Here is a 13,481-nt window from a genome sequence, read left to right as displayed (position 1 = left end):
TGGTTTACGGCTTGGCGAGTATCAGTAGATCACTTTGTGACCATAACTTTCCAGAATACCTTTCACGCGGTCCATAATCTCCGCTGTCGGGGGTTTGACTCCATCTAACTTGTACTCTTCGCCCATGGCAATCCATTTATGCTTACCCAACTCATGATAAGGCAGCAGTTCGATCTTCTCGATATTGGTCATGTTCTGGGTAAACTCACCCAGCATGTGCGCCGATTTATCATCATCTGACCAGCCCGGCACCACTACATAGCGGACCCAGGTTTTCTGGTTACGCTTTGCCAGATAACGGGCAAACTCCAGAGTGCGATGATTGGAGACGCCGACTAGATTCTGATGCACGCTGTCATCCATCTGTTTCAAATCGAGCATCACTAAATCGGTGGCATCTAGCAACTCATCAATGACGGGATCATAGCGGCGCACAAAACCGTTGGTGTCCAGACAGGTGTGAATGCCCTCTTCGTGGCAGGCGCGGAACCAATCGCGCACGAATTCAGCTTGTAAGATGGCTTCGCCACCGGAGGCCGTTACGCCACCGCCAGAAGCATTCATAAAGTGACGATAAGTGACGGCTTCTTTGACCAATTCTTCAACGGTAACTTCTTTACCGCCGTGGGTGTCCCAAGTATCACGGTTGTGGCAATACAGGCAGCGCATCAAGCAGCCTTGGAAGAAGACAATAAATCGGATTCCAGGGCCGTCAACGGTACCACAGGATTCGAATGAGTGAATGCGGCCAAGTACGGACATTGCAGGTTACTCCAATACTGGATAAATAAAGGCCCCACTAAGGTGGAGCCTTTTAGTCTAATCTATTTTAGTTAGAACTTATATTGACTGAGTGAATGTACGTGTAATCACATCCTGCTGCTGTTCTTTCGTCAGCGAGTTAAAACGAACAGCGTAACCTGATACACGGATAGTCAACTGCGGATATTTTTCCGGGTTTTCCATCGCATCTAACAGCATTTCACGGTTCATGACGTTCACGTTCAGGTGTTGACCACCTTCGATGGACGCTTCGTGATGGAAGTAACCATCCATCAGACCCGCCAAGTTGGCTTTGCGCACTTCGTCGTCTTTACCCAGTGCGTTTGGCACGATAGAGAAGGTGTAAGAAATACCATCTTTAGCGTAAGCAAACGGCAGTTTGGCAACAGAGGTCAGGGAGGCAACAGCACCTTTCTGATCACGGCCATGCATTGGGTTAGCACCTGGACCGAATGGTGCACCAGCGCGGCGACCATCTGGGGTGTTACCGGTTTTCTTACCATAAACCACGTTAGAGGTAATGGTCAGCACGGATTGAGTTGCCACCGCACCACGGTAAGTACGCAGCTTCTGAATTTTCTTCATAAAGCGCTCAACCAGGTCACAAGCGATATCATCAACACGTGAGTCGTTGTTACCAAATTGTGGATATTCGCCTTCGATATTGAAGTCGATAGCCAAGCCATCAGCATCACGAATGGTGCTTACTTTGGCGTATTTGATAGCAGACAGGGAGTCAGCCGCCACAGACAGACCGGCAATACCACATGCCATAGTACGATAAACATCACGGTCATGCAGTGCCATCAATGCAGCTTCATAGCTGTATTTGTCGTGCATGTAGTGAATGATGTTCAGCGAGGTCACGTATTGTTTAGCCAGCCAATCCATAAAGTGATCCATGCGTTCCATGACTTTGTCATAGTCCAGCACTTCATCCATCATTGGCGCTTCTTTCGGGCCAACCTGGATCTTCATTTTTTCGTCAACGCCGCCATTGATTGCGTACAACATGGTTTTCGCCAAGTTAGCACGAGCACCGAAGAACTGCATTTGCTTACCAACAATCATTGGGCTAACACAACAAGCGATAGCATAGTCATCGTTGTTGAAGTCAGGGCGCATCAGATCATCGTTTTCATACTGTACAGATGAAGTGTCGATAGAGACTTTAGCTGCGTATTTTTTGAAGTTCAGTGGCAATTTTTCAGACCACAGAATGGTCATGTTCGGCTCTGGAGACGGCCCCATGGTGTACAGGGTGTTCAGGAAGCGGAAGCTGGTTTTGGTCACCAGAGTACGGCCATCAACGCCCATACCGGCCAGAGACTCAGTTGCCCAGATTGGGTCACCAGAGAACAACTCATCATACTCAGGGGTACGCAGGAAGCGAACCATACGCAGTTTCATAACCAAATGGTCAATCAGTTCTTGCGCTTCGATTTCAGTCAGTTTGCCTGCTTTCATGTCACGTTCGATGTAAACGTCAAGGAAAGTAGAAACGCGACCGAAGGACATTGCAGCACCGTTTTGCGATTTAACCGCAGCCAGATAGCCGAAGTAAGTCCACTGTACTGCTTCGCGGGCATTGGTTGCTGGACCGGAGATATCGCAACCATATTTGGCTGCCATCTCTTTGATCTGAGCCAGAGCACGATGCTGTTCAGCAATCTCTTCGCGCAGCTGGATAGTCATTTCCAGATCTTTACCGTTTTCCAGATCATCCTGCAAAGAGTTGAACTGAGCCAGTTTGTCTTTCATCAGGTAGTCGATACCGTAAACGGCAACACGACGGTAGTCACCGATGATACGGCCACGGCCATAAGCATCTGGCAAACCAGTCAATACACCAGATTTACGGCAGTTCAGGATGTCTTTGGTGTAAACGTCAAACACACCTTGGTTGTGCGTTTTGCGGTAATCGGTGAAGACTTTTTTCAGTTGCGGGTCAAGTTCACGACCGTAAACTTTGCAAGAGCCTTCGACCATTTTAATGCCGCCGAATGGGATCAGGGCACGTTTTAATGGTTTTTCAGTCTGCAAACCGACGATGGTTTCCAGATCTTTGTTGATATAGCCAGCATCATGGGAAGTGATGGTCGCAACAACGTCGGTATCGAAATCAACTGGCGCATGAGTGCGGTTTTCCAGTTTGATGCCTTCCATCACTTGCGCCCACAGCTTGTCGGTCGCTTCGGTAGAGCCGGCAAGGAAGGATTCATCGCCTTCATAAGGGGTGTAGTTTTTCTGGATGAAGTCACGAACGTTTACTTCGTTCTGCCAGTCACCCTGTGTGAAGCCTTGCCATGCTTTGGCCAATTTTTCATTAAGTTCGGTCATAATGCATCTACCTTTTAATGTGAATTTGTTCGAAAACCGTGTGCGGCCACACTTAGTGTTGCTGGTCACCGCGCAGATAAATTACCCAGTAAGTCAAACCAACCAATAAACCGCCACCAATGATGTTGCCAATAGTGACTGGAATCAGGTTATCAATAACAAAGTTACTTACAGTTAGGTTAGCAAATTGCTCTGGTGCTGCTCCTATGGATTGCCAAAACTCAGGCGTCGCGAAGTTTTTAATCACAATACCCATAGGAATCATAAACATATTGGCGATGCTATGCTCAAAGCCGCTGGCGACAAACATGCCGACCGGTAGGATCATCGCGAACATTTTGTCCATTATGGTACGGCCGGAGTAACTCATCCAAACCGCTAGGCAAACCATTAAGTTAGCCAAAATCCCCAAACAGACGGCTTCAACAAAAGTATGGTGCAATTTGTGATCAGCGGTTTGCAGGACATTTAGCCCCCATTGACCATTTGCCACAGTATATTGGCCGGCGAACCAAATAAGCGCGACGAAGAACAGTGCCCCACACAGGTTCCCAACATAGACATTAACCCAGTTGCAACCCAGTTGACGCCACGTGATGCGGCCACTGGCTTTGGCGACAGTTGTTAATACGGTAGAGGTAAAAAGGTCACCGCCACATACCACAACTAACATTAGCCCCAAGGAGAAACAAATACCACCAACCAACTTGGCAAAGCCGAAAGGCACGCCTGCTGTACCGGTAGTTGCTGTAATATAAAAAACAAACGCAATTGAAATAAACACACCAGCAGTAATCGCTAAATAAAAAGTTTTCAGCGGATGCTTGGTGGCTTTATAGACACCGGCATCTTCAGCTACTTTAGCCATTGCCGCAGGTAATAATGCATCGAAGGGGTTGTCAGCTTTCACACTAACTCTCTTTTTAGGGTTAATAAAGCACAACGAGATACTAGCAAAGCAGTATAGCGTGAAAATTGATATGGATCATATTGCGCGAGTTTAGTTAGGGCTAAATCATTACAGAATGTGCGTGTAATTAGGTTAACATTATGATTTTAAAGGTGAAAAAATATTTTAAGATTTACAAATAATTTTGATTGGACTGTTTTGAAGCCGTAGAGAAGGTTAACTAAAAAGGGTGTTTGTAGTTATTTTTACCATTATTGATCATGAAAAATTAACTATTTATTCACCTCTCTGTCTACTTTATCTCTCGGTAAAATAATGTTTGCTTAATAGTGCTGCTTTTCCACAGAAGTGGCGCCAGAAAATAACGTTTTTTTATGACAAAAACAATTGCTCGGCTCTGCGAGGGATATTTATTTTCGCTAGGAATAATTGCAGCAATAAATAAGCGGGGATCTTAAGATAGCCTCTCCCGTCGATGACTCATTGATCAGCGGGAGAGGCAAAGGGTTTACTCGCCTTTAGCCCAGTAGCGGCGTTTGGCGGTTTGCAGCTTGGCATAGGCACAGAGTAGTGCCTGATGTGCAGGTAACGCTTTCAGATCTTCGTCAACACTGAACAGGCCGTTGAAGCGCTCTTCACCCGCTAATGCTGCTGAAGCCGCCTCGACAGCTTCTTGACCATACATCTTCACAAATGCGCTGTGATATTGCATCGGTTCACGATCTGGCTCTTGAGTCAGCAACAGCAGGGTTTGCAGGCAACGGTAATAATTTGCTTGTTTTGCCGTGAAGACAGAAGAGTTAAAATCTTGCGTCCATTCCAGCCAAATCAGCCCTTGCTCCAAGTCGCCGCCCGCTAATGCCAGCATGGATTTCAGCTCTCCTACGCGCAGGGTATACCAGCCATTATCTTTACCAGTGGCGATACCCAGCAGTTCGCGCACACGGGCGAAGTCGTCCAATCCTTCATCATCCAGTTGTTGGATGAGTTCCAAATACTGTGCTGGCTGCCAATCACTGTCTGGCAGGGCCAACAAGGTATCACGCAGATGCACACCCATGGTGTTGTTTGCCATCAGCAGATCTTCGGCTGGATAGATATCAGACATCCCCGGCACCAGAATACGGCAGGCGTAAACACCTAAATGCTCGTAGTCAGCGATATACACTTCAGCATCTTCCTGATTGAAGATGGCCATCAAGGTGGCGAACTCCTCTTCAGTGCTGCCTTTAAAGCTCCAGTCGACAAACGGATAGTCGGCATCCTCTTTAAACATATCCCAACTGATTAAGCCGCTTGAATCGATAAAGTGGGTTTCTAGATTGGTGTGCTCAGCCACCTCTTCGTCATCAAATGTTGGTGCGGTAAACACATCCAGATCTTTCAGGCTCCGGCCTTGCAATAACTCCGTCACGGTACGTTCCAGTGCGACACCAAAGTCTGGATGCGCGCCGAACGAAGCAAAACAGGTGCCGTTTGAGGGGTTAAACAACACCACACAGATAACGGGGTATGCGCCGCCTAAAGAAGCATCGTAAGAGAGGATCGGGAAACCTTCCTCTTCCAGTTTGGCGATAGCTTCCACCACGCCCGGATAGCGATTTAACACCTCTGCTGGGATCTCTGGCAAACTGATGGATTCCGCGATAATACGGTTTTTCACATAACGTTCAAAGACTTCTGACAGCGCCTGTACGCGGGCTTCGTTCGCGGTATTGCCCGCAGACATGCCGTTTGAAACATACAGATTGCCAATAATATTCATTGGAATATAGATAGTTTCTAAATCTGACTGGCGGGTAAAGGGCAGTGAGCAGATACCGCGCTTGGTATTACCTGACTGCAAATCCACCAGATCACTGGCGACCAACTCCTGTTCTGGATCGTAAAACGCCAGCAGACGCTCATCCAAAATACCTTCCGGCAGCAGATCATCCTCAGGGATCAGGAACCATTTCTCATTCGGATAGTGAACGAAATCGCCCTCGGCAATCGCTTTGCCCAGATAGAAATCCGCGAAGAAATAGTTAGTGGATAAACGCTCGAAATATTCACCCAAGGCCGAAGCCAGTGCCGCTTTTTTACTGGCACCTTTGCCGTTAGTAAAGCACAGCGGGCAGTCGCGGTCGCGGATGTGTACCGACCAAACGTGAGGAACCGGGTTGAGCCAAGAGGCTTCTTCGATATTAAAACCGAGGTCAGTCAGTTTTTGCTGAAAACCGGAGATGGAGTCTTCCAGCGCGGCATCTTTGCCGGGAATAAAGGTTTGGGTCATTGTCGTCACTTTTTGGCGGTACTAAAAACGCGCGATCATACGGGGTTTTGGTTAATAGCTCCACGTATTCCTAAAGCGCAGTAAATGTCACAGTTTTTGTATGGATATTCCGGATAATTCACTAGCTTATAAATAATGGAGTCATAATGATGGGATCTATAAAGCTAACTGTATTAGCCGGAATTTTAGCAGGGATCAGCGGTTCGGCCTTTGCTCTGCCCAATATCACATTATTGGCAACCGGGGGGACTATCGCGGGTGGCGGTGATTCAGCCACCAAATCTAACTACACTGCCGGTAAACTGGGGGTTGATGCTCTGGTAAACGCGGTTCCTGAAATGAAAAAACTCGCGAATATTCAGGGCGAGCAAGTGGTCAATATCGGCTCTCAGGATATGAATGACGAAGTCTGGCTGAAGTTGGCGAAAAAAATTAATGCCGATTGTGCCAAAACAGACGGGTTCGTCATTACTCATGGCACTGATACATTGGAAGAAACGGCGTATTTCCTTGATTTAACAGTGAAGTGCGATAAGCCCGTGGTCATGGTGGGGGCGATGCGGCCCGCCACCGCGCTGGGCGCAGATGGCCCGCTGAATTTGTACAATGCGGTGGTGGTGGCCAGTGACGCCAATTCAGCCAAACGCGGAGTTCTGGTCGCCATGAATGACCAGATACTCGCGGGCCGTGATGTGATGAAGACCAACACCACTTCGGTGCAGACTTTCCAGTCTCCGAACACCGGCTCGCTGGGCTATATCTATGATGGAAAAGTGAATTATCTGCATCAACCGGCGCCAAGACCCGCGGCTTTCGATATCAGCAAGCTGGAGACATTACCGAAAGTTGGCATTATCTATAACTATGCCAATGCGTCTGATTTGCCAGCCAAGGCATTGATTGCCGATGGCTACCAAGGCATTGTCAGTGCCGGTGTCGGCAACGGCAACCTCTACCATACGGTGTTCGATACACTGGCGACGGCGGCCCATAATGGTGTTGCCATTGTGCGCTCATCCCGCGTGCCGACTGGCTCGACGACCGAAGATGCTGAAGTTGACGATACCAAGTATGGCTTTATCGCCTCTGGTTCACTGAATCCACAAAAAGCCCGCGTGCTGCTGCAATTGGCATTGACTCAAACGCAAAAACCGCAAGAAATCCAAAAGTTGTTCCACACCTATTGATCAGGTAAATCTACGGCGGGGGCTTCGGCCTCCGCATCAGTAACGCACCAACAGTTTCTCCCTATCAGGTGAATAACCATTGCAGCAGGCGGACTCGGATGATAAAACCGAGTCATGGGTTATAACGATGGCAATCTCAGTAGAGTGTGGTGAGGGGAAATGACACAGGTTTATAATTTTAGCGCCGGTCCGGCGATGCTACCGGTTGAAGTTTTACGTCGTGCGGAACAAGAATTACGTAATTGGCATGGTCTTGGAACATCGGTGATGGAGATCAGCCACCGCAGTAAAGAATTTATGCAGGTAGCTGAAGAAGCAGAAAAAGATCTGCGCGATCTGATGCAGATTCCGGCTAATTATAAAGTGTTATTTTGCCATGGTGGTGCGCGGGCACAGTTCGCCGCAGTGCCATTAAACCTGCTCGGCGACAGCAAAAACGCTGATTATATCGACGGCGGCTACTGGGCGCACAGTGCGGTTAAAGAAGCTCAAAAATATTGCACACCCAATGTTATCGATGTGACGACCCGCGATAACGGCCAGACGGGCATTCAGCCGATGAAACAGTGGAAATTGAGTGATAATGCCGCCTATGTGCATTATTGCCCGAATGAAACCATTGATGGCGTGGCTATCAACGAAGAGCCTGATTTCGGCAATAAAGTGGTTGTTGCAGATTACTCCTCATCCATTCTCTCCCGCCCGATTGATGTCAGCCGTTATGGCGTGATTTATGCAGGCGCACAGAAAAATATTGGTCCAGCGGGCCTGACAGTGGTTATCGTTCGCGACGATTTATTAGGCAAAGCGCGTACTGAGTTGCCGTCGATCCTTGATTATAAGGTGCTGGCAGATAATGACTCTATGTTCAATACCCCACCAACCTTCGCATGGTATCTCTCTGGTCTGGTCTTTAAGTGGCTTAAAGAGCAGGGCGGTTTGGGCGCAATGGAAAAACGCAATCAGGCCAAGGCCGAATTACTCTATAGCGCTATCGACGGTACCGGTTTCTACCGCAACCAAGTGGCGATTGCTAACCGCTCTTGGATGAATGTGCCATTCCAAATGGCTGATGCCTCATTGGACAAAGTTTTCTTGAGCGAAGCTGAAGCGCAGGGCTTGCAAGCCTTGAAAGGCCACCGTGTGGCTGGGGGGATGCGTGCCTCTATCTATAATGCGATGCCAATTGAAGGCGTTAAAGCATTAACAGATTTTATGGCAGACTTTGAACGTCGCCATGGGTGATTGTTCAGGGCAGAGCTCAACCTGAGCTGACCTGCAACACGCTAATTTATAAAACCTTAATTTATTACTGCCATAACGACAGCCCCGTCTCTATGCGGGGCTGTTGCTCATTGAAGACTGGAGAGTACTTTTCCCATGCTGGAATCCCTGACGTTACAACCCATAGCCCTGATTAATGGCACTGTTAATTTACCCGGTTCTAAAAGTGTTTCTAACCGTGCACTTCTTCTGGCCGCACTGGCCGAAGGGACTACCCAGCTGAATAACCTGTTAGACAGCGACGACATTCGCCACATGCTCAATGCCCTTCAGGCATTGGGTGTCAATGTCCGTCTTTCTGCTGATCGTACCCGTTGTGAAGTTGATGGCGTTGGCGGCAAGTTGGCGGCTGCTCAGCCATTGGAGCTGTTTTTGGGCAATGCAGGAACGGCAATGCGACCATTGGCAGCCGCACTGTGCTTGGGCAATAGCGACATTGTATTAACCGGCGAGCCGCGCATGAAAGAGCGGCCAATTGGTCATCTGGTGGATGCATTGCGTCAGGGCGGCGCGCAGATTGATTATCTGGAGCAAGAAAATTACCCACCGTTGCGCTTACGTGGCGGCTTCCGTGGGGGCAAGCTGACAGTTGATGGCAGTGTTTCCAGCCAATTCTTGACGGCATTACTCATGGCGGCCCCGCTGGCTGAACAGGATACCGATATTCAGATTCAAGGTGAGTTGGTTTCTAAGCCTTATATCGACATCACCCTGCACCTGATGAAAGCCTTTGGTGTGGATGTTGAGCATGAGAATTATCAGATCTTCCATATCAAAGGTGGCCAGACTTATCGTACCCCAGGAACCTATTTGGTTGAAGGTGATGCCTCTTCGGCCTCCTATTTCTTGGCCGCTGCGGCCATTAAAGGTGGCACCGTGCGTGTCACCGGTATTGGCAAGAAAAGTGTACAGGGTGATACCAAGTTTGCTGATGTGCTGGAAAAAATGGGCGCTAAAGTGACTTGGGGTGACGATTACATTGAGTGCAGCCGTGGTGAATTACAGGGTATCGATATGGATATGAATCACATTCCTGATGCCGCCATGACCATTGCGACCACCGCATTATTTGCTGATGGCCCGACTATCATTCGCAATATCTATAACTGGCGGGTGAAAGAGACTGACCGCTTATCAGCCATGGCAACCGAGCTGAGAAAAGTAGGCGCGCAAGTCGAAGAGGGTGAGGATTATATTCGCGTAGTCCCCCCGGCGCAGTTAATCACCGCAGAAATCGGGACCTATAATGACCACCGCATGGCGATGTGTTTCTCGCTGGTGGCACTATCTAATATCCCTATCACCATCCTTGATCCTAAATGCACCGCGAAGACCTTCCCCGATTATTTCGAGCAATTGGCCCGATTGAGTCAAAACGTCTAACCACCATTTACGTGATTTATCAGCATAAAGTGAGCACCTATGGTGCTCACTGTTTAAGCGGAAACAGACAGCTTTATTCGCCGCCGATACTTATCCCTCCCGTGAATATATAAATCATAAATATATTTTCTGGTGATCTTCCCCATCTCTTCTACACTCCTGCCACAGCCATGGTTTTATTTTCAGCAACTGAACCACGGCGGGGTAACAGTTCACATCGATGCGGCGTATAATGTTGCTCCTGTGTTTGCCCGATGGGGTAGACAAGAGGTTTTGCCTACCGAAAGGAGAGAGAAATGACGGCGACAGCCCCGGTGATAACCGTTGATGGACCCAGTGGTGCAGGTAAAGGTACGCTTTGCAAAGCATTGGCTGAATCGTTGGACTGGCGCTTGCTAGATTCTGGTGCGATCTACCGAGTTTTAGCTTTAGCGGCGCTGCATCATCAGGTGGATATCAGCACCGAAGAGGCATTGGTTCCACTTGCCGCACATCTCGATGTTCGTTTTGTCTCACAGAATGGGCAGTTAAAAGTGATTTTAGAAGGTGAGGATGTCAGTAATGAGATCCGCACCGAAACTGTGGGTAACACGGCATCTCAGGCGGCTGCTTTCCCACGAGTTCGTGAGGCGTTATTGCGCCGCCAGCGGGCATTCCGTGAAGCTCCTGGCCTGATTGCTGATGGCCGAGATATGGGTACAGTGGTCTTTCCTGATGCACCAGTAAAAATATTTCTTGATGCAAGTTCGCAAGAACGCGCGCACCGACGTATGCTACAGTTGCAGGAAAAGGGGTTTAATGTTAACTTTGAACGTCTTTTAGCCGAGATACAGGAGCGAGATGATCGCGATCGTAATCGGTCTATTGCACCTTTAGTCCCTGCGGCGGATGCGTTGGTACTGGATTCAACCAGTATGTCCATCGAGCAGGTGATCGAACAGGCGCTGGCTTATGCCCAACGAATTCTAGCGTTGCCGTTAAAAAAATAACGTCAACGCGGTCAGTTCTGAGCTCTCAACGATTTATTTTTTAATTAAAATTATTTTTGATGAGCACTTTAACCTTACTGCAAGGATATGTGGCGAGGCATGTGAAACAACCCCATCCGGCGGGATGCTAGATGGACGTTAAACTTAAGAATCCTGAAGATTATAAACATGACAGAATCTTTTGCTCAACTCTTTGAAGAATCCCTGAAAACAATTGAAACACGTCCGGGCTCTATCGTCCGTGGTGTTGTTGTTTCTATCGATAAAGATATCGTACTGGTTGACGCCGGTCTGAAATCTGAGTCAGCAATTCCAGCAGAACAGTTCAAGAACGCGCAAGGCGAACTGGAAATTCAAGTCGGCGACGAAGTTGATGTTGCACTGGACGCTGTTGAAGACGGCTTCGGTGAAACTCTGCTGTCCCGTGAGAAAGCTAAGCGTCACGAAGCATGGCTGATGCTGGAAAAGGCTTACGAAGAAGCTGCAACCGTTACTGGTGTGATCAACGGCAAAGTGAAGGGCGGCTTTACAGTCGAACTGAACGGCATCCGTGCGTTCTTACCTGGTTCACTGGTTGATGTGCGTCCAGTTCGCGATACTCTGCATCTGGAAGGCAAAGAGCTTGAGTTCAAAGTCATCAAGCTGGATCAGAAACGCAACAACGTCGTTGTTTCTCGTCGTGCAGTTATCGAATCTGAGAACAGCGCTGAGCGCGATCAATTGCTGGAAAACCTGCAAGAAGGCATGGAAGTTAAAGGTATCGTTAAGAACCTGACTGACTACGGCGCATTCGTTGATCTGGGTGGCGTTGATGGCTTGCTGCACATTACTGACATGGCTTGGAAACGTGTTAAACACCCAAGCGAAATCGTCAATGTGGGCGACGAAATCACTGTTAAAGTTCTGAAATTCGACCGCGAACGTACTCGTGTATCCCTTGGCTTGAAACAGCTGGGCGAAGATCCATGGGTTGCTATCGCTAAACGTTACCCAGAAAGCACTAAGCTGACTGGTCGTGTAACTAACCTGACTGATTACGGCTGCTTCGTAGAAATCGAAGAAGGCGTTGAAGGTCTGGTACACGTTTCAGAAATGGATTGGACCAACAAAAACATTCACCCGTCTAAAGTTGTTAACGTTGGCGACGTAGTGGAAGTTATGGTTCTGGACATCGATGAAGAGCGTCGTCGTATTTCTCTGGGCCTGAAACAGTGCAAATCTAACCCATGGCAGCTGTTTGCAGAAACCCACAACAAAAACGACCGCGTTGAAGGTAAAATCAAGTCTATCACTGACTTCGGTATCTTCATCGGCCTGGACGGCGGCATCGACGGCCTGGTTCACCTGTCTGACATCTCCTGGAACGTTGCAGGCGAAGAAGCAGTTCGTGAATACAAGAAAGGCGACGAAATCGCAGCTGTTGTTCTGCAAGTTGACGCAGAACGCGAGCGTATCTCACTTGGCGTGAAACAACTGGCGGAAGACCCGTTCAATAACTACCTGTCTGTTAACAAGAAAGGTGCTATTGTTACTGGTAAAGTAACTGCAGTTGACGCTAAAGGTGCTACAGTTGAATTGGCTGGCGGCGTAGAAGGTTATCTGCGTGCTTCCGAAGCAACTCGCGACCGCGTTGAAGATGCAACTCTGGTTCTGAACGTAGGTGATGAAGTTGAAGCCAAATATACTGGCGTTGACCGCAAAAACCGCGTAATCAGCCTGTCTGTTCGTGCTAAAGACGAAGCTGATGAGAAAGATGCTATTGCTACAGTTAACAACAAGCCAGAAGAAGGCAACTTCTCTAGCGCAATGGCAGAAGCGTTCAAAGCTGCAAAAGGCGAGTAATAACGGGGGGCGGTTTTTCCGCCCCTATACGGTAGTTTAGCTGCAAAGCTTGGAGGTAATATGACCAAGTCTGAACTTATTGAAAGACTTGCTGGCCAGCAATCTCATGTACCGGCGAAGGCCGTTGAGGATGCAGTGAAAGAAATGCTTGAACATATGGCTGGAACACTAGCTGAAGGTGAGCGCATTGAGATCCGAGGATTTGGCAGTTTTTCTCTTCACTACCGTGCTCCGCGTGTTGGCCGTAATCCGAAGACTGGCGCTAAAGTTGAGTTGGAAGGTAAGTACGTTCCACACTTTAAGCCAGGTAAAGAATTGCGTGATCGCGCTAATATCTACGGCTAAGTTGGTTACAACTTACCGCGTTATTATGTGTGCCCAAAGAACATAGAGCTGCCGCTAACAAGCAGCGACTTTAAGTTGCAAAGGTATACACGCTGATAAGAAACGGTGTCTCTCACGGCACCGTTTTTCTTTTCTATCGACTC

At 48.4% G+C, this 13,481-nt stretch carries 10 protein-coding genes; 6 read left to right on the top strand and 4 right to left on the bottom strand.

What is annotated here, in order from left to right; genetic code table 11:
* Window positions 1-21 precede the first annotated feature (21 nt).
* The 4 genes from pflA to ycaO all read right to left on the bottom strand — a co-directional run bounded on the left by pflA (window position 22) and on the right by ycaO (window position 6,308).
* Window positions 22-762: a pyruvate formate lyase 1-activating protein gene (gene pflA / locus HRD69_RS18025; protein WP_019209496.1), complete on the bottom strand. Its 741-nt coding sequence runs from the start codon at window positions 760-762 to the stop codon at window positions 22-24.
* 78 nt (window positions 763-840) lie between these two features.
* On the bottom strand, window positions 841-3,123 hold the full coding sequence (gene pflB, locus HRD69_RS18020) for a formate C-acetyltransferase (protein WP_004873744.1): 2,283 nt from the start codon (window positions 3,121-3,123) through the stop codon (window positions 841-843).
* A 52-nt stretch (window positions 3,124-3,175) separates the two neighbouring features.
* The gene (focA, locus tag HRD69_RS18015) at window positions 3,176-4,033 is read right to left on the bottom strand and encodes a formate transporter FocA (RefSeq protein ID WP_004873745.1); all 858 of its coding nucleotides are present in this window, start codon (window positions 4,031-4,033) and stop codon (window positions 3,176-3,178) included.
* A gap of 508 nt (window positions 4,034-4,541) precedes the next feature.
* Window positions 4,542-6,308 (bottom strand): 30S ribosomal protein S12 methylthiotransferase accessory factor YcaO, encoded by a 1,767-nt coding sequence (ycaO, locus tag HRD69_RS18010; protein WP_004873746.1) that lies wholly within the window; start codon window positions 6,306-6,308, stop codon window positions 4,542-4,544.
* A gap of 149 nt (window positions 6,309-6,457) precedes the next feature.
* Here ycaO and ansB point away from each other — a divergent pair, with 149 nt between their 5' ends.
* The 6 genes from ansB to ihfB all read left to right on the top strand — a co-directional run bounded on the left by ansB (window position 6,458) and on the right by ihfB (window position 13,338).
* Window positions 6,458-7,495, top strand: a complete 1,038-nt coding sequence (gene ansB / locus HRD69_RS18005; protein ID WP_032813173.1) for an L-asparaginase 2 — start codon at window positions 6,458-6,460, stop codon at window positions 7,493-7,495.
* A 159-nt stretch (window positions 7,496-7,654) separates the two neighbouring features.
* On the top strand, window positions 7,655-8,740 hold the full coding sequence (gene serC, locus HRD69_RS18000) for a 3-phosphoserine/phosphohydroxythreonine transaminase (protein WP_004873748.1): 1,086 nt from the start codon (window positions 7,655-7,657) through the stop codon (window positions 8,738-8,740).
* 135 nt (window positions 8,741-8,875) lie between these two features.
* Window positions 8,876-10,162: a 3-phosphoshikimate 1-carboxyvinyltransferase gene (gene aroA, locus HRD69_RS17995; RefSeq protein ID WP_004873749.1), complete on the top strand. Its 1,287-nt coding sequence runs from the start codon at window positions 8,876-8,878 to the stop codon at window positions 10,160-10,162.
* Between the two features lie 296 nt (window positions 10,163-10,458).
* On the top strand, window positions 10,459-11,151 hold the full coding sequence (gene cmk, locus HRD69_RS17990) for a (d)CMP kinase (RefSeq protein ID WP_004873750.1): 693 nt from the start codon (window positions 10,459-10,461) through the stop codon (window positions 11,149-11,151).
* A gap of 168 nt (window positions 11,152-11,319) precedes the next feature.
* Entirely contained in the window at window positions 11,320-12,993 is a 1,674-nt protein-coding gene (gene rpsA / locus HRD69_RS17985) for a 30S ribosomal protein S1 (RefSeq protein ID WP_004391091.1), read from the top strand.
* A 60-nt stretch (window positions 12,994-13,053) separates the two neighbouring features.
* Window positions 13,054-13,338 (top strand): integration host factor subunit beta, encoded by a 285-nt coding sequence (ihfB, locus tag HRD69_RS17980; RefSeq protein WP_005184672.1) that lies wholly within the window; start codon window positions 13,054-13,056, stop codon window positions 13,336-13,338.
* Window positions 13,339-13,481: the final 143 nt, after the last annotated feature.

The organism is Yersinia mollaretii ATCC 43969 (assembly GCF_013282725.1).
GTDB classification, from domain to species: Bacteria; Pseudomonadota; Gammaproteobacteria; order Enterobacterales; family Enterobacteriaceae; genus Yersinia; species Yersinia mollaretii.
The sequence above is the reverse complement of the archived record's forward strand: the minus strand, read 5'-3'. Positions and strand labels throughout refer to the sequence as shown.

What these genes read in the sequence shown, in the direction of transcription:
- aroA (WP_004873749.1), top strand. Translation starts at nt 8,876, where the DNA reads ATGCTGGAATCCCTGACGTTACAACCCATAGCCCTGATTAATGGCACT.
- serC (WP_004873748.1), top strand. Translation starts at nt 7,655, where the DNA reads ATGACACAGGTTTATAATTTTAGCGCCGGTCCGGCGATGCTACCGGTT.
- rpsA (WP_004391091.1), top strand. Translation starts at nt 11,320, where the DNA reads ATGACAGAATCTTTTGCTCAACTCTTTGAAGAATCCCTGAAAACAATT.
- ycaO (WP_004873746.1), bottom strand. Translation starts at nt 6,308, where the DNA reads ATGACCCAAACCTTTATTCCCGGCAAAGATGCCGCGCTGGAAGACTCC.
- ihfB (WP_005184672.1), top strand. Translation starts at nt 13,054, where the DNA reads ATGACCAAGTCTGAACTTATTGAAAGACTTGCTGGCCAGCAATCTCAT.
- pflB (WP_004873744.1), bottom strand. Translation starts at nt 3,123, where the DNA reads ATGACCGAACTTAATGAAAAATTGGCCAAAGCATGGCAAGGCTTCACA.
- cmk (WP_004873750.1), top strand. Translation starts at nt 10,459, where the DNA reads ATGACGGCGACAGCCCCGGTGATAACCGTTGATGGACCCAGTGGTGCA.
- ansB (WP_032813173.1), top strand. Translation starts at nt 6,458, where the DNA reads ATGGGATCTATAAAGCTAACTGTATTAGCCGGAATTTTAGCAGGGATC.
- pflA (WP_019209496.1), bottom strand. Translation starts at nt 762, where the DNA reads ATGTCCGTACTTGGCCGCATTCACTCATTCGAATCCTGTGGTACCGTT.